Below are 24,228 nucleotides of genomic sequence, written 5' to 3' on the forward strand. Positions count from 1 at the left end.
GAATAGTATCAGGCTGCTGCGTTTGTCGTAAGAATTGCTAACACCGAGCTAATTTCCTTACGCATTTCACGGCGGTCAATAATCATATCAATCGCGCCGTGTTCCAGTAAAAATTCACTGCGTTGAAACCCTTCAGGTAATTTTTCGCGTACTGTTTGCTCGATGACTCGTGGGCCTGCAAAGCCAATTAGTGCCTCGGGCTCAGCGGCATTGATATCACCCAGCATTGCCAAGCTTGCAGAAACGCCACCCATAGTTGGATCAGTCATAAAAGAGACATAGGGAATGCCTGCTGCTGATAGCCTGGTTAGTGCCGCGCTGGTTTTTGTCATCTGAAACAAGGAGAATAATGATTCCTGCATACGGGCTCCGCCACTGGCAGTAAAGACAATAAAGGGGGCGCCAATTTCCAGGCTTTTTGTAATGCCGCGCACGAATTTCTCACCGACAACTGAGCCCATTGATCCCCCCATAAAGCTGAAGTCAAATGCTGCAACCACAATAGCCTCTCCTTCCAGCGTGCCGCTTATGACAATCAGTGCATCATTTTCGCGGTTTTTTTTCTGCGCCTGGCTAATCCGGTCTTTGTATTTTTTACTGTCTTTAAACTTTAACGGATCCATCGGTTTTAAGTTTGCGCCAATTTCCTCGCGACCTTCTGCATCAAGAAACAGGTCTATACGTCGCCGTGCACCAATACGCATATGGTGATCGCATTTAGGACAGACATTAAAGTTTTTTTCCAGTTCACTATTATATAAAATAGCATTGCAGCTAGGACATTTGTTCCATAGACCTTCAGGAACAGGTCTTTTCTTACTATTAGAGTCTTTCTTTATAATGGTAGAGGGGACTAATTTTTCAAACCAACTCATAGCTTGTTCCTTCCTTAATCTTGGTTATCCATGGTAAAACGCATGGATTTTAATAATTCGATAATCTCTTGTTTAGCAATATCGGGGGCAGATAAATTGGCCTCAATTTTACTAATGAGTACACTGCCGACCACAACAGCATCGCCAAGACCTGCAATTACCTTAGCTGTTTCGGCATCTTTAATACCAAAGCCTATACCCACAGGTAACTGAGTGTTCGCACGAATATCGATTAATTTTTTTTGCACATCTGAGGTATCCAGGTGACACGCTCCAGTAACACCCTTGACCGAAACATAGTAAAGAAAGCCGCTGCCAACGGCATCCATTTTTTTAATTCTGTCGTTAGTGCTATTAGGCGCGAGTAAAAAAATCTGATCGATATTATGGGCATTCAGTAGCGTTGCGCATTCATATGCTTCTTCTGGCGGTAAATCTACAGTCAGCACCCCATCAACGCCTGCTGCTTGTGCAGACTGGGAAAAATCTTCATAACCCATTGCTTCTACAGGGTTAGCATAGCCCATTAATACGACAGGTGTATCCTGATTGCTGTTTCTGAAGTCACTTACAATTTCCAGCGTACGGCGTAAGCTCATTTTGTGTTCTAATGCGCGCTCACTGGCACGTTGAATAACTGGACCATCCGCCATAGGATCAGAAAAAGGTACCCCCAGCTCTATAATATCCACTCCTGCATCAACCATGGCATGCATCATCGGGACGGTGAATTCCGGGCTGGGATCCCCAGCAGTAATAAAGGGAATCAGTGCTTTATGCCCAGTTTTTTTGAATTCGGCAAATTTAGTCGCTAAACGGCTCATATTTTAATTCCCTCTCGTTCTGCCATGGTGTGCATGTCTTTGTCACCGCGACCGGATAAATTAACGATTAAAATTTTATCTTGTTGCATAGTAGGCGCTAATTTTAAGGTATAGGCCATCGCATGGCTGGATTCCAGAGCAGGGATGATACCTTCCATTTTAGTCAGGGCATGAAAACCCTCGATGGCTTCATCGTCGGTAATGCTAACATATTCCGCACGACCTATATCTTTTAACCAGGAATGTTCAGGACCTACGCCTGGGTAATCCAGACCTGCCGAAATGGAGTGAGTTTCAATAATTCCACCATCATCATCTTCCATTAAGTAAGTACGGTTACCGTGTAAAATGCCTGGGCGACCTGCACACAGAGGCGCAGCATGCCGGCCAGTTTCAAGACCATCACCAGCGGCTTCTACACCTATCATCTTAACCTCTGCATCATTAATGAACGGGTGAAATAAGCCTATGGCATTGGAGCCGCCACCTATGCAGGCAACTAATGCATCCGGTAATTTTCCGGTTTGTGCAAGACATTGTTGCCTTGCTTCACGGCCAATAATAGATTGAAAATCTCGCACCATCGCAGGGTAGGGGGCAGGTCCCGCTGCCGTACCAATAATATAAAAAGTATTATCGACATTTGTGACCCAGTCACGAATCGCTTCGTTTAAGGCATCTTTCAATGTTTTTGAGCCTGATGTGACGGAAACAACTTTAGCACCTAATAGTTCCATTCGATACACATTCAGCGCCTGGCGGGCAATATCCACTGCCCCCATGTAGACCACGCATTCTAATCCTAAGCGGGCACATACCGTTGCGGTTGCAACACCATGCTGTCCAGCTCCTGTTTCAGCAATAATCCGGGTCTTGCCCATACGCTTAGCGAGTAAAATCTGGCCTATGGTATTATTTATTTTATGTGCGCCGGTATGATTCAGATCTTCACGTTTAAGATAGATCTGCGCACCGCCTAATTCATGACTCCAGCGTTCTGCATGATACAGCGGAGAAGGGCGGCCCACATAATATTGGAAGTCTTTATCGAGTTCTGCCATAAACTCTGGGTCAGTCATATGCTTCTGGTAGGCTGTATCTAGTTCTTCTACCGCAGGAATTAATGTTTCAGCAATAAATAAGCCACCATAAGGACCGAAATGTCCCCTTTCATCGGGCATATTGTAGGAATTAGTTGTGTCTGTCACTTAGGTAAACCTCAGTTAAAAATTCTGCTATTTTATGATTATCTTTTATGCCTTTTACTGCTTCTACACCACTGCTTACATCTAAAGCATAGGGTCTTACCCGGGCAATGGCTTCGCCTGCATTGTGTGCAGCCAGTCCACCAGCAAGAATAATAGGTAAGGCGCGGTACTCAGGGATTAAGTCCCAGTCAAACTGCTCCCCGGTGCCTCCTTTTACACTGGCATGGTAGGCATCCAGCAATAAACCCTTGGCATCATGATATTCGCTTGTTAAGGCCTGAATGTCAGTATCAGCTTGCATCCTAATCGCTTTAATATACGGTTTGGTATAGCGTCGGCATGCTTCTGCCGGCTCATCGCCATGAAATTGCAATACATTTATTGCGACCTGGCTAATAACCTCTTTAATCTGTGCTTCTGCAGCATCAACAAAAAGCGCAACCACGGTCGTAAACGCAGGTAATGCGGCTACAATTTCTTGCGCTTTAGCAATACTGACATGTCGAGGGCTAGTCGGATAAAAAACCAGACCTATTGCATCTGCACCTGCATAAGCAGCATAAGCCGCTTGTTCAGCCGATGTAAAACCACAAATTTTGACCCGGGTTCGTTTCATTTTCTGCAAACTCATTCAGAAATAAAGCTAAGTAGAATACCATATTGGTAGGCTATCTTGAAGTGTAGTGTTGCCTGGCAACAAGATTTAAGCAATGCGCACGAATTAAAATCTACAACTATACTTCGCGCGGTCACGGATGCGGAAAATATAGTGAGCTGATTGTTGTCGAGAGTAAGGCGCTGAAACTAGCGCATAGTTGGTTACGTAACGGTTTCAGCAACGTAGCTATTGGCAAAAACTCAGCCGCTAGAAATCCACAGTCGTGACCGTGCGAAGTATATTTATTGAAGACCTCGCTTCCAGGTTATCAAAGTTATTTCGTGCACGTGACCCTAAGTAATCGTTAATGACTGTGCGGTTGGCCACCATCATGGCTGTGCGTATGCGGTGCACTTTGCGGCTGTTGCGGTAACATGTTTATATCATAGCTATGTACGTGTGGCGCAGAGCCAGGACTGTGTTCATGCTCACGAGCTTGTTCGTTAGCCATGTCGGTTTGCATCAGCGGTGCAACAGCAACGCCGTATTGATAAACCATTAAGCCGCCTAAATCAGCACCAAAAGTTAGACATATCATTAGCAGTGCTGACAGAGCAAAGTGCCCATAGGTCTTAGTGTAGATAAAGCTATCAGATGCGAACAGACGGCGTAATGATAACAGCACACCTAGTGCTGCAACAGTAATACCAAAGGCTTGATGGCGTAACATAATCGTATGCGTTGCATCATAATGTGGTGCTGAATACGCTGCTTGCAGTCCAGCTGCAACCGCTAATATCGCAGACAATGTTGCGATATAAAGGATCGGTGTGGCAAATTGCCGCCAGGCAGGTTTAGAGACCAATCCGCCCACTGAGTCAGCAAAGAAGAAAATTGTAAATAAGGAGATAGGGAAGTGCACCAGTAAAGGGTGGATATTATCCATTGCGCTAATACCAGGCATAAAAGCGGCAAATATTTCTGCCGGGCTTTTAGTTGTTAATGATTCTATAAAGGTTAAAAAAGCTTCCAGGCCTTTTACTGCACCTAGCCCGCCATGATTGCCTCCACCGTGAATTTGTGGCAAGACATCAAATATTAAATCTATCATTTTTCTCTTTTTTTAATGTGGTGTGAGTTGTTGAGAAAGGGGTTTATAGGTCGCATTATACGGTTATGGTGGGTAATTGCTAGGGATTAAAGTCAATGCTGTATAAACAGCTTGCCGACGAATTTCCTGTCGATCACCGCTATAATTTTCTAAAGTTAGCTGAGCAGGTTGAGCTCTTTTTTGCCAGGCAATATATACAGTACCGACCGGTTTTTCAATACTTCCTCCTGTAGGTCCGGCAACTCCCGTAATGGCAATGGCATAGTCTGCCAGGCTATTTTGTAGTGCTCCTTGCGTCATCTGTCTAGCCACTTCAGCGCTGACAGCACCAAATGTTTCAATAAGTTCACTCTGGATAGTTAACATATCCACTTTAGCAGCATTGCTATAAGTAATAAAACCCCGATCAAACCAGGCTGAACTGCCGGGTATTTCGGTAATGCATTGTGCTAACCAGCCACCTGTACAGGATTCAGCAGTGGCAATTTTTGCGTGGTTCAGGATTAAATATTCGCCAAGTTTTTCAGCCGCCAGGCTAAGATGTAGATTAGTATTCATAAGGCACTACTTGCTATTAATAGTAAAGCTATGGACAATACTTTGCTAAAATTAAAACTAATTATATAGCTAATTTTAGCTTCTATAGAAATAACTGTAGGGTCTCTTTCAGCTTATGGATAAGACGGAAAAATGACTCATAACAGCGCAGCATTCACGGAAAAAAAAGACACATGACAGATATAGATTGGAACGATTATTCAGTAGAAACACAGGCGATAAGAGCAGGACATCAGCGTACTCACGAAGGTGAGCATAGTATGTCCATTTACATGACTTCAAGCTATGTTTTTAACAGTGCAGAAGAGGCCGCTCTACGCTTTAGCAGGCAACAGCCTGGTAATATCTATTCGCGTTTTACTAATCCTACGGTAGATACTTTTCAAAAACGCCTGGCGCTGATGGAACAAGGTGACCGGTGCCTTGCCTTTGCCTCGGGTATGGCGGCTATTATGGCGATAGGTATGAGCCTGCTTAAAGCCGGTGATCATGTGGTGTGTTCGCGTAGTGTGTTTGGTAATACTGTGCTGACTTTCGAAAATTATTTTGCCAAATTCGGTGTCACAACGACCTTTGTAGAGCTCTCTAACTTGGACGCATGGGCGGCAGAAATTCAGCCTAATACGCAACTTTTATTTGTCGAAACGCCGTCAAATCCGCTAATGGAATTGGTGGATATCCGTGGCCTAGCTGATATTGCGCATCAACAAGATTGCCTGTTAGTGGTCGATAATGTTTTTTGCACACCTATTATGCAAAAGCCCCTGGCGCTAGGAGCAGATATCGTTGTGCATTCAGCAACTAAATATATCGATGGGCATGGGCGTGGTGTAGGCGGCGCAGTGATTGCCAGCGAGGAAATTATCGAGCAATCAATTTATCCATACTTGCGCACTGGCGGAGCGACGATGAGCGCGTTTAATGCCTGGGTGTTTCTATCGGGGCTGGAGACTTTAGCGGTTAGAATGAAGGCGCATTGTGATAGTGCATTTGAGTTAGCTAAATGGTTAGAGCAGCAGCCAGCAGTTGAAAAAGTACATTATCCGGGGTTGGAATCGCATGCACAGCATGAATTAGCCAGGCAGCAGCAAAGTCATTTTGGTGGGGTCGTCAGTTTTGAACTAAAAGGTGGCAAAGAACAGGCCTGGAAATTGATTAATGCGACCCAAATGCTGTCTATTACCGCGAATTTAGGTGATGTGAAATCGACTATTACCCATCCGGCAAGTACCACGCATGGACGTTTAGCACCTGAAGTGCGTTTGCAGGCCGGGATTAAAGAGAGTCTAGTGCGCGTGTCCGTAGGCCTGGAAAATATTGATGATATCAAGCAGGATTTATTGTACGGTTTAATATTGTAGGTAGATTTCTACCTGCCTAATAACAAGAGAATGGCTTTTGCTCAAGACTTCTTAATTGGGTAAAAACCATTCCGTATGTGGTTGTTAGATTTCAGCGTAATTTTAATGGTTTATCTGTTTAAAGGTCTGTAGCGGGGAGTCGCTATTTTTGCGAAAGCTTGTTTTGGGCATCCCAGCCCAAGCAAGCGGCAAAAACTTAACGCGACCACTTATGCCTCCGGCGGCCCCGATTCGTCCTCGTCACCTCGTCCCGACCCAACAAGGGGTCGGAACATAGGCTCCAAATGACTTGACGCCGTGTCGGATGGCCTTTTATTTTGTCTCCACCTTCGCTAACGCTCAGACTCCGACAAAACAACGGCCCTACGGCTATCGCGGACTAAAAATCATCACTTCGCTTAGGCTCCGTTTCCCTGATTTTCAGCGAAGGCCAAAGTAGACCAAATAATTAATTCTTCGGGAGCTAGATCATTATAATCTGAAGTTTCCTAGTTTTTAAAGCATAAGAATATCAGCTAATGCTTATTTTTCTGAAATATTAGACATTACTAATATTAATAGCATCGTTATTTGCTGTCATTGGTGTAGCCCGCATCTGGTATGCGTTTTATTGTAAACGGCAAGATTGGAGTTGGGTTCTACCAGCATTGCTAGGTCTGTTTGACCTTATTTTAACAGGTATTATTTTGGCAAACTTGCCTGAATCAGCGCTTTGGTTAATCGGTTTATTAATTGCTATTGAAATCCTGTTCAACGGCTGGTTCTTATTGATATTGGGACTTAGAGTGAGAAAAGCAGGCACTTCTTGATTTAAATTTTTTTGTCATTATTCAACCTAAATCTTAGCAATAACTTAGGAGAATTTAAATGAAAAACAAGGTTTTAAAACGCCTATTAATACTATTGTGCTTTATTGCATTGCCAGCTTATGGACAAGAAGAAGTTATTGAAAGTTTGCGGTCGACGAGTAAGGCATTTGCATCAATAGCACGCAAAGTATCGCCTTCTGTGGTGTTTGTGCAGGTTGAGAGTAGCGTACACAATCCGGCCATGCAGTTTTCTACGCCGTTAAATACACCGTGAAAGCCTTTCAACGATGAGCAATTTAAACGTTTTTTTGGTGATCAATTGCCTAGTGTGCTCCAGCAACAATTACCTCAGCCTCGGCAGAAGGCAACAGGACAAGGTTCCGGTTTTGTCTTTAAAGTTGATAATAGGCTGTTATCCGATAAAACCTATATTCTGACAAATAACCATGTGGTTGATCATGCGGAAAAAATAAAAGGTAACTACTCAGAGTAATTGAATTGCCGAATGAAATTATAAAGCAAACTCAGGCAACTTTCCTTCAAAGTCCAGCGTCATTGCATGAGTTGCACTTTTAGACCTTGCTTACGGCATCGATAAATAACCTCTGACACGATAAATTATCTCGGCACCTTGGTATTACGAAAGCAGTCCGATATTTTCTGTTGCACTTTAGTCATCCGAATCGAATTTTCTGCGGCATTATTGGTAAACGGCACGCAGCTATGTATCATAAAGCGCAGAACATCCTCTTCAAAATCAATTTCATTGTTTGACAGGCAGATACATCATGCTGAAATCATTTCTTTTGAAGGTGACTCTTATCGTCTGAAAGAAGCCAAAGAACGTGCCGAGAAAAAGTAGAAAAAAGACAGGCGCGCCATGCTACCTCACGAAATTCCGGGACTCCTGTCGCCATAATTCGTTCACCTACGCAGCGGATGGGAGATGCCCTGAACGCCCTGCGTCCGCAACGACTACGCACAAAAGCCGCTTCGTCATTACTACCTCACTGGCTGGACGGCTATTCGGAATGCAATTCTTGCTCCTCTCGCGTGCTGCTAGCACACGTCGAATCAGCGAATTGCCCTGTCGCCTATCAGGGACTAAAAATCACCACTTCGCTAAGCTCCGTTTCCATGATTTTCAACGACGGAGGAAAACATTAAACTTCCTGATTATTGGACACCAGAGCAGGCAACTGAAATATTTGAGTTTATTGATGACATAAGAGAAGCAATATCAGGCGCGCCATGCTACCTCACGAAATTCCGGGACTCCTGTCGCCGTAATTCGTTCACCTACGCAGCGAATAGGAGATGCTCCAGCCGCCCTGCGTCCGCCACAGACTGAGCACAAAGCAGCTCAGTCATGGCTACCACAAATGGCTCTACGGCTATTCGGGATAAAATTTTAGCCTCCCTCGCGCGCTATCGCGCACTTCGGATTGGCAAATTTCCCTGCGCCTTCTGGAGACTATCAGCCCGTCCGGGGCTGATAGCGGGATAAAGTACCAACTGGAGTTAATGGAACAAATGCGCTCTGAACGATGTACTGAGGTAACTCGCAAGAAATAACCCACCCACCTTGTTTGTCTTTTTGTCCGTCTTCTGCGTTGTAGAAATAGTTATTTGGTAGGTTATTTATTGCGTGTTACCTGAGATTAAATCGACTGAAGATATTGAAAACCACGAGGTTCCCTTTTTGAAGCTCAATTATTGCGAAAATCAAGAAAAGACAGAAGTGGTTTTTATGCCTCTCTTTTTCTAGAAATAGTATTCGCCATTTATATTCGGAAATGCTCCACCGTTCACATAAGGCCATTAAATAGCTGAAATCTATTGATTGTAGAGACTAGTGTTACTTTTCGTACCATTACGCTTCAAAACCCAACTACAATATTATTCAACACTAAAGTGTATCTTACTGTCGTGTGCAGAATACTTGATTAAAGCATTTAATATGGGCTAAAAAGTAAGGTAATTTTTTGTGGAATATGCTATATTTATAGCTAGTAATGAGAATGATTATTAATTAGATAGTTATTGTCTCTGATTAGGAGAAGTAAATGGATATGAGAATATTTGACTTAAAAGATTTGGCCATAGGCGAGAAAGGGCGCGTAACAGGTTTTAGCAAACAAGGCCGGGCTTATAGGAAACGTTTATTGGCAATGGGCTTAACGACTGGAACCGAGTTTTCTATCGTACGTTTTGCGCCGTTAGGTGATCCTGTGGAAATTGCCTTAAGAGGCTTTTCTTTAACCCTGCGTAAGAATGAAGCCGATATATTAAGTATAGAGAAGGTTTAATGCAGATTGATTATACAGTCGCGGTTGTGGGTAATCCTAACTGTGGCAAGACGACGCTATTTAATGCCTTAACTGGCGCACGCCAACATGTAGGTAACTGGCCTGGCGTGACTGTAGAAAAGAAAACCGGTGAATACTCACATGCTGGAAAACAGATAACAGTCGTTGATTTGCCCGGTACTTATTCGCTGGAAGCCGACAATGAAATTTCGCTGGATGAACGCATTGCCAGAGATTATGTTGCGGCTAAAGAGGCCGACTTAATTATTAATATTCTGGATGCTTCCAATATTGAGCGTAATTTGTATTTAACGTCGCAGTTAATAGAAATGCGTGTGCCGATGATTGTTGTGCTAAATATGATGGATGTCGTCGCGCAACGTGGTCTGGAAATTGATATACAGGTTTTATCTAAACAGCTAGCTTGTCCAGTTATTCCAATATCTGCTTCCATACGTCAGGGCATTAAAGAATTGAAAAACGGTGTTAATCTTGCCGTAGTTGAACAACCAGTGCCGTATTTAGATATTGAATACCATCCGCAAATAGAACAGGCTATCAGCTTGTTATCAAGTGAGTTGCAGCAGCAAGCCAGCAAACATCATTGTGATTCACGCTGGTTAGCCATACGATTATTAGAAAGAGATACCTTAGCCCAGAAAATTGCGGGTAGCCACTTTGTACAAAAGGCAGAAGCCTTGGAGCAAGCTATTGAAAAGGCAACTGACGATGAAGTAGATATTTTAGCTGCTGATGCTCGTTATGGTTTTGTAAATAAAATCACGCAAAACTGTGTTAATAAAATACATGAAGTCAGTCGAGGGATGACTAATAAAATTGATAAATGGGTATTGAACCGCTTTCTGGGAATACCCATTTTTCTATTGGTGATGTATCTGATGTTTATGATCACGATTAATATAGGCAGCACCTTTGTTGATTTTTTTGATCAGGTCGCGGGTGCTATTTTTGTTGATGGTTTTGCAGTGTTATTACAAACATTGTCTTTGCCTGAGTGGCTAGTAGTCTTGCTAGCAGATAGCGGAGGTGGAGGTGTACAGGTTGTTGCTACATTTATTCCTATTATCGGTTTTTTGTTTCTAGTCTTATCTTTACTTGAAGATTCGGGGTATATGGCGCGTGCGGCATTTGTTGTTGACCGGTTTATGCGTATGATCGGTTTGCCGGGTAAATCCTTTGTGCCAATGATCGTTGGCTTTGGCTGTAATGTACCTGCGATTATGGCAACACGTACCCTGGAAAGTCAGCGCGATAGAATATTAACCAATATTATGAACCCATTTATGTCATGTGGGGCGCGTTTACCCGTGTATGCTTTATTTGCAGCGGCCTTTTTTCCGGTAGGCGGACAGAATCTGGTATTTGGCTTATATGTTTTTGGTATTATGGTGGCAGTATTTACCGGTTTGATTATGCGTCATACCTTGTTTAAAGGGGAATCTATGCCCTTTATTATGGAGCTGCCTAATTATCATTTACCGACAGTGCAAAGTATTGCTATCCGCACCTGGGATCGCTTAAAAACCTTTCTGTTTAATGCGGGTAAGGTCATCGTACCGATGGTTCTGGTACTGAATTTTTTAAACTCATTAGGAATCGATGGCTCTTTTGGTAAGGAAAATACGCAGAAATCTGTGCTGAGTGAAATAGGGCGTACTTTAGTCCCAGTCTTTCAACCGATGGGGATTCGTGAGGATAACTGGCCTGCGACAGTAGGCATTTTTACCGGGATTCTGGCTAAAGAAGCGGTGGTTGGTACGCTAGATGCTTTATATAATCAGCTTGCTTTAGACAGTGTGGCGCAGCAAGAGGCAGCATTTAATCTGCAGCAAAGACTGATCGATGCAACACTGACTATCCCTGAGAATCTATGGGCTGTGGCTGATAATCTGCTTGATCCACTAGGTCTCAATATAGGCGATGTTGGTAACATGGATTCCGCTGCTGAAGAGCAGGATGTTAGCCATGGAACATTTGGCGAGATGCAGGCGCGCTTTGATGGTCAGGCAGGTGCCTTTGCGTATTTATTATTTATCTTGCTGTACGCACCCTGTGTTGCAGCAACTGCGGCAATTCAGCGAGAAACTGGAGCTAGATGGGCAATTTTTGTGGTCTTTTGGACGACCGGGATTGCCTATATGACGGCAACCACTTTCTATCAACTTGTCACCTATGCACAACATCCTCAACAGTCACTTTTATGGGTTACTGGCCTATTGATGAGCTTTTGTAGTGTGATTTTTTCTTTTTGGTTAGCAGGTAGAACTGAATTAAAAAGGGAGGTTGCATGATTTTATCTGAGTTGCGCGATTACCTGAAACAGCAGCACCGTCTGTCTTTGCTGGAAATGGCAAATCACTTTGATACCGATGCGGATGCCTTGCGCGGTATGTTACGTAAATGGATTAGTAAAGGTAAAGTCAGGCAATTAGATTTGGGGACTGCCTGTGGTACCGGGTGTTGTAAATGTGATCCTGCTATGACTGAACTTTATGAATGGGTGGATAAAGTTTAGCCCCCCCGAATTCACATGTTGGATAATGAGCAGTAGTAAAAAAGCTTTAGCTATTTTCTAATATCAGCAGTAGCTAAAGCTATTGCGTTGCTTTTTTTTGATGGCTCTTAACTAAAACTGAAGTTTCCCAATTATTGAGTAGCTGAAATACACAATGCTGGTGTATCGAGGTTTATTTTAGGTGGTTTTACCATGTTTATCATCAGTGTTCCCATTGAAAGAAGAAGTACCTAAACAAAGCAGCCTATAACCTACCTGAATGTAGCACCACTCGAATATTTCCATCTTTTTGATTTTAATCACTTATCACAGCAAATAGACACTCTGTAGGCACCGTAAAAAAACAACAAATAATTTCAAATAAAGCTTGCATTTGCCGAAGAATTTTTCTAAGAATTTCCGTTTTAATCACCTCATAAACGGATATCACCCATGCTTAAAGACCTACCACTCTCTGAACATATTCACCAACACTGCAATGAAAGTATGGAACGTGCCCTGTTAGCAGAGCGTCATCCTTTGTGGGCTCGTTCATGCCCAGAGTTGAAGGATATCGACTTTATTCGCCTTGGGTTATTACGCTGTATCAGTGTAGTCGATAGTGGTCGCCATTTCCTCCAAACCAATGAACAGATTTATGGCCAGCTGCTTCCCCACTCAACGTATTTTAAATCACTGAAGTCGCATAGACGAACAAGTATGCTTGAGGCATTTGAACAGCAGAGCTATCATCTTCACGCTGAAACACTGCTATCGCAAGGCATTGATTATCTTAAAGCATTCCCGGAACTTGACGAATACACCATAGAAGCAGCGGATGGACATTTTATTGATCATGCCTGCCATACTGAAAAAAACAGCAAGGGGAAAGTTCAGGCGGCCGGGGGGATTTACGCGTTGAACCTCAGAAGTGGGTTGCTCAGATTTCTTTGTCTGGTGACAAACGGAACTCAGAGACATCAAGAAATACCTGTGTTACGAGATCATATTGAAAAGCAAAACAAGGGAAATAACAGCTCTCAGAAACATCTCTATGTCTACGATAAAGCCGTCACCGACTTTGTCTGGTGGGATCGGCAGAAACGACATGCTAATTACATGATTTCAATGCTAAAAGAAAATTCAATTGCGACTCTGGTTGAGTCTATCCCTTTTGACTCCCGCCATGAGATCAATACAGGGGTTGAAGCATACAGTGTGTACGAAAACAAGGGCATCAAATTTAACGTGGTGGATTACCGTGATCCAGAAACCGGAAAACTTCACCGGTTTGTGACAACCTTGCCAATGACTATTAACCCTGGAACCATTGCCATGCTGTATTTCGAGCGATGGACGATTGAAAAGACATTCAATAACACTAAAAGTAATTTCAAGGAAACTAAAGCTTGGTCTTCCAATACCCGCTCACTTGAAAATCAAATGCGCCTGACTGCAATGAGCTATAATTTAATGCGCGTGTTTGAAGAGATTTCAAAAACACAACAGCCAGAATTGATTCATCCATCGGATAAAAAATATAGCGAGGCTCTGGAGATTAGGCAGCAACAGGCTCAAAAACGAGATCGTTTTGTGAATCCATTATTTTTCCAGGCAAGAATATCTCGTATCAGCTCGTATACCATTCGGGCAGTTCAAAACGCAATAATAACAGGAATGTCTTTACAGTGCTTTATGAGCTCTCTTGTGGCGAGGTTAGTTTCACGGGCTCAATTGATAGGGGAACACTGATGTAAATAACACCACTGTCTATTAGGCTAAATTTACTGGAGCAAAAGATTAAAATTATGCAGCAGCCAGATAATATGGATCAAAAAGTGGCAGACAAAAGTCATGTTAACTCAGAAGACCATGAATATCATTCTGATAAGGAAATGTTAATCTATGTCGGGGTGAAATTTTTTTTATTAATAACTATCATCCTCAGCTTTGATTTTCTAGTGGAGTTAATGCTGATTATAGTGGATATTATTTTTGAACTGATTCACTTATTGATTGAATTCATTGAGGAATTTCTGGAGTCTATTTTAGCCGAGGCTTTGCCCACTAATAAGCATCAAAATGAAGTGATTATTGTGAATGTGGCAATGATCATTGTTTTGTATGCCTTATACAGGTTCACACATGGCGTAAAATACCTCTATCGCTTAAAGAGGCATATCAAGGTAGACTGGCTAATCTATAAAAAGCGTAAGGTAAAAAGTTGGAAATTATTGTCTCTGCTGAGCAAGATTAAGTTAGTTACTGCTTATTGCGTGGGTTTTACTCTGACTTTTCTACTGGTTTTCTAGAGTATTAAGTTACGTTGCTGTTCACACTTTGATTTCCCTCAACTGCGGCTTCTATGTTGACAAACAGCGGTGTGGAAAGATGAGAATATTTATGATGCTAACTCCCTGCAATATTATTAAAAGACAATTCAGCAAATTTTTTTTAACTTTTGCATATTTTTTGTTGCACTGAACCTAATCGCCTGTATTGAGCATCGGGTCAAGCTGAAAAATGCCATGCCCGCCTGTGTCTTTCCAAATCATCAGGAGGCGCCTGGCTGGATCTGTGCAGAGCCTGTCGCTGGACTGGAGCTGCAAGCTGTTGGAGTTGCAGATAAATCTGTGGCGGGATTAAATTATATGCGGGATTTGGCAGAAATGGCTGCAGTAAAGCAGCTGACTGAATTATTTAAAATCCGGACGGCTAAAGTAGTTACCCAGTACCTTACTACAATTCAGGTCGATAATGCACAAGCCCTTAAAGCCGGACAAAGTACTGTGCATACAATTAGCAATAAAACCCTGGCAGGTGTACAACAATACCAGTCGCAAATTGGACCCGAAGGCCGAATGTATGTGTTGGTTGGTTTAGATAAGCAAGAGCTTAGCTCTTTGACGCACGCCGCTGTTAAAACCAGTATGCAAAATGACCCTGCACTTTGGGAAGGCTTGCAAACGCAGAAATCATTAGCAGAAATTGCTGCCATGGACTAGCAGCTTAAATTATAAGGTTGATTTTTCATGACAGTAATAGCGTGAAGTGATCGGCTAGTTATTACAATGAGTTTTTATAAAATGATTAAGAAAATTGCATTACTTGGTAGTCTTACCGGGGCATTAGCAGACTGTAGTGGTTTTGCCAGTAAACAGGATCCTGCGCCTGTGTATGGAAAAACAGGTAACTCCCGAAAAACCTCAGCTGCTACTGAGCAAGATGCAGAAAGGACGGCACAAATTAAAGTTGTACAAGACCCCGTTATTCTCAAACAGCAGGAACTTGCTGTAAAGCCACTACCCAAATCGTCAAATGTGGTCATCGCACTACTTGCAGAAGCTGATACTAGTTATAAACAGGGGAATTTGGATGAGTCAGTGGCAACTATCGAGCGTGCTTTACGTATAGAGCCACGCAATCCATTGTTGCTATATAAACTGGCTAAACTAAGATTACAGCAAGGACTGCCTGATCTTGCTGAGAATCTGGCAAAGAAGTCCGATTTACTGGCTGAAGGAAATGCCAACTTAAAAAAGAAAAACTGGTTATTAATTGCCGAGGCGCGAGAACAAAAAGGTGATCGGGCTGGAGCTGCAACAGCAAGAAAGAAGGCCAGTCGTTTTTAGGAGTGATTATGCAAGATTGGCAAGTCGTTATTGAACAGATTGAACAAGTAACCGGAAAGGCTTTTAACTTACAAAAAGTTAATGCAATGCACGGCGGAGATATTAATCAGGTGTTTCATTTGCAAGGTGCTGAGCAAGAATACTTCGTTAAACTGAATCGAGCTAGTTTATTGACTATGTTTGAGGTTGAAGCGCTGGGTTTATAAGAATTAGCACAAACAAAAACCTTACGTATCCCCGAGCCGGTTGTGTCTGGAATTGCTGGAGGCAATGCTTTTTTGGTGCTGGAATTTGTGCCATTAAGGACAGTAAACCCTGCTACTCAGCAACAGTTAGGCAGACAGTTAGCTGAACTGCATCAAGTTAAACAGGATTATTATGGTTGGCATCATGATAATTATATCGGCAGTAACCCACAGAAAAATACCCGGGAAAATAACTGGGTTAAATTTTGGCAGGAACAGCGCATAAACGTGCAGCTTAAATTAGCGGCTGACAATGGATATACCGGAGAGATACAGCAGCTAGGTGCCAGGCTTTGCCCGTTAATTCCAGAGTTCTTTTCTAGCTATGATCCACAGGCTTCCTTCGCTGTCAGCCCCGGACGGGCTGATAGTCTCCAGAAGGCGCAGGGAAATTTGCCAATCCGAAGTGCGCGATAGCGCGCGAGGGAGGCTAAAATTTTATCCCGAATAGCCGTAGAGCCATTTGTGGTAGCCATGACTGAGCTGCTTTGTGCTCAGTCTGTGGCGGACGCAGGGCGGCTGGAGCATCTCCTATTCGCTGCGTAGGTGAACGAATTACGGTGACAGGAGTCCCGGAATTTCGTGAGGTAGCATGGCGCGCCTGATTGCATGGGGATTTGTGGTCGGGTAATGCTGCATCAGACATGCAAGGGCAAGCGATTATTTATGATCCCGCCTGTTACTATGGAGACCGGGAGGCAGATATTGCTATGACCGAGTTATTTGGTGGTTTTGGCGCAGATTTTTATGCAGGGTATAACAAAGTCTGGCCTTTAGATTCAGGTTATAAAGCGCGTAAGACCTTATACAATCTATACCATATTCTGAATCACCTGAATCTGTTTGGTAGTGGTTATTTGCATCAGGCAGAAGGGATGATGCGGTGTGTAATCAGTGAGCATACCTAAAGCCAAAGTTTTTAAAGTCATACAAAAATGCCCGCTAGCCCTCGAAATAACTAGCGGGCGTTCGCTGAAAATCATGGAAACGTAGCTTAGCGAAGTGGTGATTTTTAGTCCCTGATAGGCGACAGGGCAATTCGCTGATTCGACGTGTGCTAGCAGCACGCGAGATGAGCAAGAATTGCATTCCGAATAGCCGTCCAGCCAGTGAGGTAGTAATGACGAAGCGGCTTTTGTGCGTAGTCGTTGCGGACGCAGGGCGTTCAGGGCATCTCCCATCCGCTGCGTAGGTGAACGAATTATGGCGACAGGAGTCCCTGAATTTCGTGAGGTAGCATGCGCGCCTGGTTTTAGTTTAAACTAATATTACTCAGTAACAGGTGCTACTTCAACTGTTTCAGTAACCGTATCCGATGTTGGTGTGACTTCCTCAGTGACTGTTTCAACTATCACGGTTTCAGCAGGGGCGGCTTTATCTGCTGTATTAGAGGATGGAGCTGGAACTCCAGTAGGAGTCGCCGGAGTTTCAGGTGCAGTAAAAATTTCAACTTTTGCATCTTTACGTAAAGTGTCAAGATAAGCAGTCATTTTCTGTCTTTGTACTAAAGGTTCTAGCTGAGCTTTAACCGCCTCAAATGGAGGAGGTGTTTGTACTCTAGTATCTTCAAGAATTATGATATGCCAGCCAAACTGAGTTTTAACCGGTGTTTTTGTATAGCTGCCTTTGTCTAATTTAGCGACAGCGTCAGAAAAAGGTGCAACCATTTGCTTAGGGCCAAACCAGCCTAAATCGCCGCCTTGAGTTTTAGCTAGCTCAGCGAAATCAGCACCCTCATCAAGTTCAGCGATAATAGCGACCGCTTCAGGTTCAGTTTTAACCAGGATATGGCGTGCTTTGTACTCAGTACCGCCAACAGTATCACCAATTTGCTTGTTATACTCGGCTTTTAGATCAGCATCGCTAACCGGGTGTGACTTGATGAAATCTTCAATAGCAAGTTGGGATAATAAGGCATTTTTCATCATCACCAGACGCTGTTGAGTTTCAGGTAACTGGTCTAACTTTTTGCTCTCAGCCTGTTGAACAAGTAATTTACGTCGTACCAGCTCATCAATCAGTTTTTCCTGGGGTATGTTTTGCCCACGAGTTCGCTCATTAACTTCAGAGGTTAATGTTTCCAGCGCATATTTACTGATATATTCACCATTAACAACCGCAACCGCATCTTCTTTTTGAATAGTGGGAGAGGCAATGTTATTGGCATTTTGCTGGCAGGCGGTTAATAAAACAGATCCTGCTAATAAAAAGGGGATTACTTTTAATTTCATAATGGTCATTTTCCTTTAGTGTGACTCGGTTGGGGTGAATGCATCTATACCCAGGGCATGAATTTCATGTTTCATCAAATCGCCCAGGGATTTATAAATTAACTGGTGGCGCTGTACTAATGACTTTCCTTCAAATGCACTAGATACAATGCGTACATGGTAATTTCCACCACCACTTTGAGCGCCTGCATGGCCAGCGTGAGCCTGGCTATTATTGGCTATTTCAATTTGCTCGGGTGCCAGGGATTCTGTCAGTAATGATTTAATTAAATCAACGTTCATTGGGGAAATACCTGCTTAAAGGGTTTAACGGAAACTTTTGCATAAACACCGGCGGCAATATAGGGGTCACTATCAGCCCATTCTTTTGCCTGATCTAAACTGGTGAATTCTGCAACCACCAGGCTACCAGTGAAACCAGCATCGCTTGGTGTATTGCTATCGATGGCGGGGTGTGGGCCAGCGATAACCAGATGACCTTGATCTTGTAATTCCTGTAAGCGTTTTAAATGGTCAGGGCGCGCTGCGAGTCTTTTGTCCAGACTGTCAGTCACGTCTTCGCTTAAGATGGCATAGAGCATGGATTATTCCTCAGATTCAGGTTCGGGGTCAGGCATGTATTTATACATAAAGCCGACCTGTAGTAAAATAAAAACAGCCATCATCGCAGGGACACCAAAGGTTTTAAAGTTCACCCAGTCTTCGGTGTTGTAATTAAACATGACGTAGATATTAATGCAGCCCACGCTGATAAAAAATAGCGCCCAGACAAAATTCAAGATAGACCAGATTTTATTAGGCAATTCCATGTTTGCGTCCATCATCTTTTCAATAATGGTTTTTTTGCCGATAAAATGACTGCCGAGTAATACGCCGCCGAATAGCCATTCAATAATGGTTAACTTCCATTTAATAAACTGCTCATCCTGTAAATACAAAGTAGCACCACCCATGGTGACCATTAACCCAAGAGTAACCCACTGCATGGTTTCAACTTTTTTATGTCGAAACCAGGTGTAAGAAACTTGCACAAAGGTCGCAGCGATTACAACTGCAGTGGCAACGTATAAGTCGTAGTTTTTATACGTGATAAAAAACAGAACGATAGGAAAGAAATCAAAGAGTATTTTATTCATGAAAATATGAAGTGGGGTCTCGTCGGTAAAAAGCAATACTTATTAGCGATTAAATAGTACTTATTGCACTGTATATGGTCTTTAGCTTGATTGCAGTAGCAAATGATAACATTGGTTTACAATTGAGTTAGCGGTCTATGATCAAACAGGTAGACTATATAGCCAAATAATTATGCAATTGTAGGTGTTTTTTTTACTTTTGTACATGAATTTCTTAGGCTTTCTGCTAGAATAAAATGTTTTTCAGACTTACATGAGACGATGATGGATGCTAACACACAAACTGAAATTGAAGCGGCAGCTTTTCGACAATTAGTTGCGCACTTACAAGAGCATACCGAAGTACAAAATATAGATTTGATGAATCTGGCTGACTTTTGTCGTAACTGCATGGCAAAATGGTATCTGGCTGCAGCAGAAGCGAAAGGTGTGGCGATGGATTATGATGCGGCAAGAGAGTATGTTTATGACATGCCTTATGGGGACTGGAAAGAACAGTTTCAAAAAACAGCCACTGCCGAGCAACTGGCTCTCTTTGCAAGCAAAAAAGGAACGTAAAGACATGAACGGTAGCCAGTATGATGCCATGTTTTCAGGGGTAATAGGTCAGGAATATCAGACATTAAAACTAATTTGTCCACTGGCGACACAGATGAATCACTTAGTTAGCATAGCCGTTGCAGAGTATGCAAACAGCCATCCTGCTCAAGCGCTTTCTGTGCTGGAACTTGGTGGCGGTACTGGAATTACAACGTTATCAATTCTTTTGGCTGCTGATTCGGTTAATATCGTGTCTGTTGACAGTGAGCCGACCATGCAAAATCAGGCAAAGCAAAGTTTAAAGCAATGGGTTGAACAGGGCAGGGTCACCTTTGATGGACGTGATGCCTTAAGTGCATTAAAAAGCATGGCTACTGATAGTATGGATATTATGGCCTCGGCATATACACTACATAATTTTCTGGATATTTATCGTGTTGAAGTTATCCGCGAAATTTACCGGGTATTAAAGCCGGGGGGTCAGTTTATTAATGGCGATCGTTATGCTCTGGATGATATCTCGGTTCATACTCGTACTGTGCAAAATGAAATTGCGGGGTTTTTTAAGGCCCTGATAGCTGTTAATAAGCTGGATGTCCTGAAACACTGGATCGTACATTTAGTTGCTGATGAATCGGAAAATCATGTGATGCGCGAGTCATTTTCCTTGCAGCAACTTGAGCAAGCAGGGTTTAAAGAGATCAAGCTAAGCAATCGCAGTGAAGTTAATGCATTAGTGACTGCACTAAAATAGTTTTGTCACTCTTGTAGGGCGCGGCTTTAGCCCGCCTTTTAATATAGTTATTGATAATGGCGTCTAAAGCCGCGCCCTACGCTTAATAGATATATGATCATTTTATGGACTGATGCGCTAATTTATATACTTATGGCAGTGATAACTTTGCTATTTTTTAGCTTGCGTGGCAAAGAGCACTTTGTACGCCCATGGAAAAAAATTTCGCAGAGCAGGACAGCAATGACGGCACTGGTTTTCCTGGTGTTTTTCCTGTTTATCGGTCTGCTAGACTCAATACACTTTAGACCGAGTGACAGCCAGAATAATGACATTATCAGTGTATTAGATTATTGGGCTAGTCCTATACGCTTGCATCAGGAAAAAAGCTATTCAGCGCCTTTTTCCGCCTATTTATATAGTAAAGAGCTGGTTATGGGCGCTGATCAGATGCCTTATTGGGGGTATCCTCGTTTAAAATATGGCGGTAGTCATTTAGATGATGTTCAAGCTGAAATTGTAGGTGATATCTTAGCTAAGGCCTGGGTAGGATTTATTAAAGGTACGGGCGTTGTTATCATTCTTTTTTATGCCTATCACTGGTTATGGCAGCGGGTGTTTTTTAGGAATAAAGCAGTCAATACTGTTTTTATGACGCTTTTTTTTCTCGTTGCCGGTAGCTATATGTTGGTGGAATTATCCTCGTATTATCATGTGATGGGGACGGACAAAGTGGGTGAAGATGTATTTTTCCAAACTATTAAAAGCATCCGTACCGGGCTGGTTATTGGCTCTCTGACTACGTTGATTATGTTGCCACTCGCCATTGTATTTGGAATTCTGGCGGGGTTTTTTCGTGGCTGGGTGGATGATGTTATTCAGTATATTTACACCACTTTGAACTCTATTCCCGGGGTATTGCTCATTGCTGCCTCGATCCTGATGGTACAGGTGTATATGGCAAACCATCAGGAGCAATTTACTAGCCTGGTGGCACGCGCCGATATGCGTCTGTTATTTCTCTGTCTAATCCTGGGCGTCACTAGCTGGACAGGCTTATGCCGCATGCTTAGAGCTGAAACCTTAAAGCTGCGTGAAATGGAATATGTACAGGCGGCACAGGCGCTAGGTGTACCACCCAGGGTTATTTTATACCGGCATATTCTGCCTAATGTGATGCATATCGTATTAATTTCTGTGGTGCTGGACTTTAGTTCTTTAGTGCTGGCCGAAGCAGTGTTGTCTTACGTGAATATCGGCGTGGATCCAACCACCTACAGCTGGGGTAATATGATCAACGGCGCACGTCTGGAAATGGCGCGTGAGCCAGTCGTCTGGTGGTCACTTGCTGCGTCGTTATTGTTTATGTTTAGCCTGGTACTTGCGGCGAATTTATTTGCTGATAGCGTGCGTGATGCCTTTGACCCTAGACGTGTGCAATCATGAATACCCCCTTATTAGCCGTAGAAAATCTACAATTAAGCTTCGCTGATCAGTGTGTTATTAAAGGCATTAGCTTTAATATCAATAAAGGTGAAACCTTTGCCTTAGTGGGTGAGTCAGGCTCGGGTAAATCTCTGGCAGCACTTTCAGTTATCCGTCTGCACCCTGCTCAGGCAACACTGCAGGCAGATAGCATACAGCTTGCCGAAATTGATATATTACGCACTCCCGAAGCTGAGTTGTGTCAGGTGCGTGGACGGCGTATCGCGATGATTTTCCAGGATCCGATGAGCTCACTTAATCCTGTGATGAGTATTGGCCAGCAAATTTCAGAAACCCTACAACTACATTTTCCCTTATCTAAAACAGAGTGTACTACAAGAGTTCTGGCGCTATTAGAGCAAGTTGGCATACCGGATGCAGAACGGCGTATTAATGAATACCCGCATCAATTATCTGGTGGTCAACGACAGCGCGTCATGATTGCCATTGCCCTGGCAGGTGAGCCAGATTTATTGATTGCGGATGAACCTACCACTGCTCTGGACGTCACTATTCAGGCGCAGATCTTACTATTATTAAAGAAAATTCAGCAAGAAAATGGCATGGCTTTATGGCTAATCAGTCACGACCTGGCACTGGTTTCGAATATGGCCGATAGAGTTGCCGTCATGCAATCCGGGCGTATTGTTGAAGTTGCAGAGAATAAGCAGATCTTTAGTCATGCCCAGCATCAATATACGCAAAAATTACTCAGTGCCTTACCGGATATAAAACACCGTGCAGCACAGCAAAAGCCAGAGTCAGGTATTCTTTTAAAATTAACCGAGTTTAAAGTGCATTACCCTATACGTAAAGGCTTGTTTAAGCGAGTGGTCGATTATGTAAAAGCGGTGGACGATGTCAGTTTTACCCTGGAAATCGGAAAGACCTTGGCCCTGGTGGGTGAATCTGGTTGTGGCAAAACAACGCTGGGCAAGGGGCTATTAAGCCTGATTCCCAGTACTGCCGGGCAAGTGATTTTTGACGGAGTAGATCTGGCCGCATTATCCAGCGAAGAATTACGCGCGCAACGCTCCGCTATGCAAATAGTTTTTCAGGACCCGTTTGCTGCAATGAATCCACGCATGTTAATTATAGATGTTATTGCCGAAGGAATTCGCACTTTGCAGTCTGAGATAGACGAGCAAGCATGTATCACAATCGTTGTAAATTTACTAAAGCAGGTGGGGCTGGATGAAACAGCTTTGTATCGTTACCCACATGAATTTTCCGGAGGGCAAAGACAGCGAATTTGCATTGCCCGTGCTTTGGCGGTGAAGCCCAAGTTGATTGTCTGCGATGAACCGACTTCGGCATTAGATGTATCGGTGCAAAAACAAATTATTGAGCTATTAAAACAGTTGCAGCAAACTGAAAATATCAGTTATCTGTTTATTACCCACGACCTTGCGGTGGTTGCCGAAATAGCGGATGAAGTTGCTGTGATGTATCAAGGTAAAATTGTTGAGCATGGAACAGTTGATCAGGTGTTACGACATGCCGAACATCCGTATACGCAAAAACTATTAAGTGCTGTGCCTGTGTTGGTACAGCAGTCTTAAAGCAATTTGGCTGGTTTTTATCCTGACAATTGGGAGCTTACCAAGTTCAGGTTAGGTAACTCGCAACAAATAACCCACCCACCTTCGCTGAAAATCAGGGAAACGGAGCCTAAGCGAAGTGATGATTTTTAGTCCGCGATAGCCGTAGGGCCGTTATTCTGTCGGAGTCTGAGCGTTAGCGAAGGTGGAGACAAAATAAAAGGCCATCCGACACGGCGTCAAGTCATTTGGAGCCTATGTTCCGACCCCTTGTTGGGTCGGGACGAGGTGACGAGGACGAATCGGGGCCGCCGGAGGCATAAGTGGTCGCGTTAAGTTTTTGCTGCTTGCTTGGGCTGGGATGCCCAAAACAAGCTTTCGCAAAAATAGCGACTCCCCGGCTTGTCTTTTTGTCCGTCTTCTGCGTTGTAGAAAAAGATAATTGGACTCCCCCACCCTAGAGAGGTGGTGTAACTCAGGCGCGCCATGCTACCTCACGAAATTCCGGGACTCCTGT

General features: G+C 43.3%; 32 protein-coding genes and 3 pseudogenes. 20 read left to right on the forward strand and 15 right to left on the reverse strand.

The genetic code is table 11. The features are described 5' to 3' along the window. Window positions 1-8 precede the first annotated feature (8 nt). The 6 genes from accD to K6984_RS02690 form a co-directional block, all read right to left on the reverse strand. Window positions 9-875, reverse strand: coding sequence for an acetyl-CoA carboxylase, carboxyltransferase subunit beta (gene accD, locus K6984_RS02665; protein ID WP_221894043.1), 867 nt, complete (start codon window positions 873-875; stop codon window positions 9-11). A 14-nt stretch (window positions 876-889) separates the two neighbouring features. Further along, complete coding sequence (gene trpA, locus K6984_RS02670; RefSeq protein ID WP_221894044.1) at window positions 890-1,699, reverse strand: tryptophan synthase subunit alpha; 810 nt, start codon at window positions 1,697-1,699, stop codon at window positions 890-892. Then, entirely contained in the window at window positions 1,696-2,880 is a 1,185-nt protein-coding gene (gene trpB, locus K6984_RS02675; RefSeq protein ID WP_221894149.1) for a tryptophan synthase subunit beta, read from the reverse strand. The genes trpA and trpB overlap by 4 nt, the downstream gene beginning before the upstream one ends. A 10-nt stretch (window positions 2,881-2,890) precedes the next feature. Continuing rightward, window positions 2,891-3,523 (reverse strand): phosphoribosylanthranilate isomerase, encoded by a 633-nt coding sequence (locus tag K6984_RS02680; RefSeq protein WP_230987828.1) that lies wholly within the window; start codon window positions 3,521-3,523, stop codon window positions 2,891-2,893. Window positions 3,524-3,869: 346 nt separating this feature from the next. Continuing rightward, on the reverse strand, window positions 3,870-4,616 hold the full coding sequence (locus tag K6984_RS02685; protein ID WP_221894046.1) for a DUF2231 domain-containing protein: 747 nt from the start codon (window positions 4,614-4,616) through the stop codon (window positions 3,870-3,872). Between the two features lie 63 nt (window positions 4,617-4,679). Then, on the reverse strand, window positions 4,680-5,174 hold the full coding sequence (locus K6984_RS02690) for a CinA family protein (RefSeq protein WP_221894047.1): 495 nt from the start codon (window positions 5,172-5,174) through the stop codon (window positions 4,680-4,682). Between the two features lie 173 nt (window positions 5,175-5,347). On the opposite strand from K6984_RS02690, the gene K6984_RS02695 reads away from it, so the two are divergent. The 4 genes from K6984_RS02695 (at window position 5,348) to K6984_RS02700 (ending at window position 7,618) form a co-directional block, all read left to right on the forward strand. Continuing rightward, on the forward strand, window positions 5,348-6,535 hold the full coding sequence (locus tag K6984_RS02695) for an O-succinylhomoserine sulfhydrylase (RefSeq protein ID WP_221894048.1): 1,188 nt from the start codon (window positions 5,348-5,350) through the stop codon (window positions 6,533-6,535). A gap of 148 nt (window positions 6,536-6,683) precedes the next feature. Then, complete coding sequence (locus tag K6984_RS32305; RefSeq protein ID WP_263458600.1) at window positions 6,684-6,812, forward strand: hypothetical protein; 129 nt, start codon at window positions 6,684-6,686, stop codon at window positions 6,810-6,812. A gap of 27 nt (window positions 6,813-6,839) precedes the next feature. Beyond that, window positions 6,840-6,974, forward strand: a complete 135-nt coding sequence (locus tag K6984_RS32310; RefSeq protein WP_263458629.1) for a hypothetical protein — start codon at window positions 6,840-6,842, stop codon at window positions 6,972-6,974. Between the two features lie 428 nt (window positions 6,975-7,402). Beyond that, window positions 7,403-7,618 carry a hypothetical protein gene (locus tag K6984_RS02700; protein WP_221894049.1) on the forward strand — a complete coding sequence of 72 codons (216 nt, stop codon included), beginning with the start codon at window positions 7,403-7,405 and terminating at the stop codon, window positions 7,616-7,618. 237 nt (window positions 7,619-7,855) lie between these two features. On the opposite strand, the pseudogene K6984_RS30465 reads toward K6984_RS02700, so the two are convergent. Together K6984_RS30465 and K6984_RS02710 are read right to left on the reverse strand one after the other, a co-directional pair. Continuing rightward, a pseudogene (locus K6984_RS30465) lies at window positions 7,856-8,103 on the reverse strand (IS66 family transposase); the annotation flags it as partial. 38 nt (window positions 8,104-8,141) lie between these two features. Further along, window positions 8,142-8,327 (reverse strand): hypothetical protein, encoded by a 186-nt coding sequence (locus K6984_RS02710; protein WP_221894051.1) that lies wholly within the window; start codon window positions 8,325-8,327, stop codon window positions 8,142-8,144. Here K6984_RS02710 and K6984_RS02715 point away from each other — a divergent pair. The 10 genes and pseudogenes from K6984_RS02715 to K6984_RS30470 all read left to right on the forward strand — a co-directional run. After that, the gene (locus K6984_RS02715; RefSeq protein ID WP_221894052.1) at window positions 8,284-8,511 is read left to right on the forward strand and encodes a hypothetical protein; all 228 of its coding nucleotides are present in this window, start codon (window positions 8,284-8,286) and stop codon (window positions 8,509-8,511) included. The two genes, K6984_RS02710 and K6984_RS02715, sit on opposite strands and share 44 nt — an antisense overlap. A 202-nt stretch (window positions 8,512-8,713) precedes the next feature. Continuing rightward, the gene (locus tag K6984_RS02720; protein WP_221894053.1) at window positions 8,714-8,851 is read left to right on the forward strand and encodes a hypothetical protein; all 138 of its coding nucleotides are present in this window, start codon (window positions 8,714-8,716) and stop codon (window positions 8,849-8,851) included. A gap of 559 nt (window positions 8,852-9,410) precedes the next feature. Continuing rightward, window positions 9,411-9,653, forward strand: coding sequence for a FeoA family protein (locus K6984_RS02725; RefSeq protein ID WP_420831632.1), 243 nt, complete (start codon window positions 9,411-9,413; stop codon window positions 9,651-9,653). Continuing rightward, entirely contained in the window at window positions 9,653-11,965 is a 2,313-nt protein-coding gene (gene feoB / locus K6984_RS02730; protein WP_221894054.1) for a Fe(2+) transporter permease subunit FeoB, read from the forward strand. The genes K6984_RS02725 and feoB overlap by 1 nt, the downstream gene beginning before the upstream one ends. Continuing rightward, window positions 11,962-12,189, forward strand: coding sequence for a FeoC-like transcriptional regulator (locus K6984_RS02735; protein ID WP_221894055.1), 228 nt, complete (start codon window positions 11,962-11,964; stop codon window positions 12,187-12,189). The genes feoB and K6984_RS02735 overlap by 4 nt, the downstream gene beginning before the upstream one ends. A 432-nt stretch (window positions 12,190-12,621) precedes the next feature. Then, on the forward strand, window positions 12,622-13,920 hold the full coding sequence (locus tag K6984_RS02740) for a transposase (protein WP_221894056.1): 1,299 nt from the start codon (window positions 12,622-12,624) through the stop codon (window positions 13,918-13,920). Window positions 13,921-13,976: 56 nt separating this feature from the next. Beyond that, the gene (locus K6984_RS02745) at window positions 13,977-14,480 is read left to right on the forward strand and encodes a hypothetical protein (protein ID WP_221894057.1); all 504 of its coding nucleotides are present in this window, start codon (window positions 13,977-13,979) and stop codon (window positions 14,478-14,480) included. A 216-nt stretch (window positions 14,481-14,696) separates the two neighbouring features. After that, complete coding sequence (locus tag K6984_RS02750) at window positions 14,697-15,173, forward strand: LPP20 family lipoprotein (RefSeq protein WP_221894058.1); 477 nt, start codon at window positions 14,697-14,699, stop codon at window positions 15,171-15,173. Window positions 15,174-15,239: 66 nt separating this feature from the next. After that, window positions 15,240-15,800, forward strand: a complete 561-nt coding sequence (locus tag K6984_RS02755; protein ID WP_221894059.1) for a tetratricopeptide repeat protein — start codon at window positions 15,240-15,242, stop codon at window positions 15,798-15,800. A gap of 8 nt (window positions 15,801-15,808) precedes the next feature. Next, a pseudogene (locus K6984_RS30470) lies at window positions 15,809-16,327 on the forward strand (fructosamine kinase family protein); the annotation flags it as partial. Window positions 16,328-16,368: 41 nt separating this feature from the next. Here K6984_RS30470 and K6984_RS30475 read toward each other — a convergent pair. Beyond that, a complete protein-coding gene (locus tag K6984_RS30475; protein WP_230987829.1) occupies window positions 16,369-16,521 on the reverse strand; it encodes a hypothetical protein in 153 nt (50 codons plus the stop codon). Between the two features lie 129 nt (window positions 16,522-16,650). Here K6984_RS30475 and K6984_RS02770 point away from each other — a divergent pair. Beyond that, window positions 16,651-16,953 (forward strand): annotated as a pseudogene (locus K6984_RS02770) (fructosamine kinase family protein); the annotation flags it as partial. Here the strand turns inward: K6984_RS02770 and K6984_RS02775 are convergent. Then, complete coding sequence (locus tag K6984_RS02775) at window positions 16,858-17,226, reverse strand: hypothetical protein (RefSeq protein WP_221894062.1); 369 nt, start codon at window positions 17,224-17,226, stop codon at window positions 16,858-16,860. The pseudogene K6984_RS02770 and the gene K6984_RS02775 sit on opposite strands and share 96 nt — an antisense overlap. Here K6984_RS02775 and K6984_RS32315 point away from each other — a divergent pair. Further along, window positions 17,183-17,311 (forward strand): hypothetical protein, encoded by a 129-nt coding sequence (locus K6984_RS32315; RefSeq protein WP_263458630.1) that lies wholly within the window; start codon window positions 17,183-17,185, stop codon window positions 17,309-17,311. The two genes, K6984_RS02775 and K6984_RS32315, sit on opposite strands and share 44 nt — an antisense overlap. A 2-nt stretch (window positions 17,312-17,313) precedes the next feature. Here K6984_RS32315 and K6984_RS02780 read toward each other — a convergent pair whose 3' ends face one another. The 4 genes from K6984_RS02780 to K6984_RS02795 are packed head-to-tail and all read right to left on the reverse strand — an operon-like array spanning window position 17,314 to window position 19,412. Further along, on the reverse strand, window positions 17,314-18,276 hold the full coding sequence (locus tag K6984_RS02780; protein WP_221894063.1) for a peptidylprolyl isomerase: 963 nt from the start codon (window positions 18,274-18,276) through the stop codon (window positions 17,314-17,316). A gap of 15 nt (window positions 18,277-18,291) precedes the next feature. Continuing rightward, the gene (locus tag K6984_RS02785; RefSeq protein WP_221894064.1) at window positions 18,292-18,558 is read right to left on the reverse strand and encodes a BolA family protein; all 267 of its coding nucleotides are present in this window, start codon (window positions 18,556-18,558) and stop codon (window positions 18,292-18,294) included. Further along, complete coding sequence (locus tag K6984_RS02790; protein ID WP_221894065.1) at window positions 18,555-18,857, reverse strand: YciI family protein; 303 nt, start codon at window positions 18,855-18,857, stop codon at window positions 18,555-18,557. Before K6984_RS02790 ends, K6984_RS02785 begins: the two co-directional genes overlap by 4 nt. 3 nt (window positions 18,858-18,860) lie before the next feature. Then, window positions 18,861-19,412 (reverse strand): septation protein A, encoded by a 552-nt coding sequence (locus tag K6984_RS02795; protein ID WP_221894151.1) that lies wholly within the window; start codon window positions 19,410-19,412, stop codon window positions 18,861-18,863. 264 nt (window positions 19,413-19,676) lie between these two features. Here K6984_RS02795 and K6984_RS02800 point away from each other — a divergent pair, with 264 nt between their 5' ends. The 4 genes from K6984_RS02800 (at window position 19,677) to K6984_RS02815 (ending at window position 23,732) form a co-directional block, all read left to right on the forward strand. After that, window positions 19,677-19,970: a DUF1244 domain-containing protein gene (locus tag K6984_RS02800; RefSeq protein ID WP_221894152.1), complete on the forward strand. Its 294-nt coding sequence runs from the start codon at window positions 19,677-19,679 to the stop codon at window positions 19,968-19,970. Beyond that, the gene (locus K6984_RS02805; RefSeq protein WP_338024425.1) at window positions 19,948-20,706 is read left to right on the forward strand and encodes a class I SAM-dependent methyltransferase; all 759 of its coding nucleotides are present in this window, start codon (window positions 19,948-19,950) and stop codon (window positions 20,704-20,706) included. The genes K6984_RS02800 and K6984_RS02805 overlap by 23 nt, the downstream gene beginning before the upstream one ends. A 93-nt stretch (window positions 20,707-20,799) precedes the next feature. Further along, complete coding sequence (locus tag K6984_RS02810) at window positions 20,800-22,131, forward strand: ABC transporter permease (RefSeq protein ID WP_221894066.1); 1,332 nt, start codon at window positions 20,800-20,802, stop codon at window positions 22,129-22,131. After that, on the forward strand, window positions 22,128-23,732 hold the full coding sequence (locus tag K6984_RS02815) for an ABC transporter ATP-binding protein (RefSeq protein ID WP_221894067.1): 1,605 nt from the start codon (window positions 22,128-22,130) through the stop codon (window positions 23,730-23,732). The genes K6984_RS02810 and K6984_RS02815 overlap by 4 nt, the downstream gene beginning before the upstream one ends. A 234-nt stretch (window positions 23,733-23,966) precedes the next feature. Here K6984_RS02815 and K6984_RS32320 read toward each other — a convergent pair whose 3' ends face one another. Next, on the reverse strand, window positions 23,967-24,095 hold the full coding sequence (locus K6984_RS32320) for a hypothetical protein (protein WP_263458596.1): 129 nt from the start codon (window positions 24,093-24,095) through the stop codon (window positions 23,967-23,969). Between the last annotated feature and the right edge of the window lie 133 nt (window positions 24,096-24,228).

Origin of the sequence: Bathymodiolus japonicus methanotrophic gill symbiont (assembly GCF_019721995.1) — a bacterium.
Lineage (GTDB): Bacteria > Pseudomonadota > Gammaproteobacteria > Methylococcales > Methylomonadaceae > Methyloprofundus.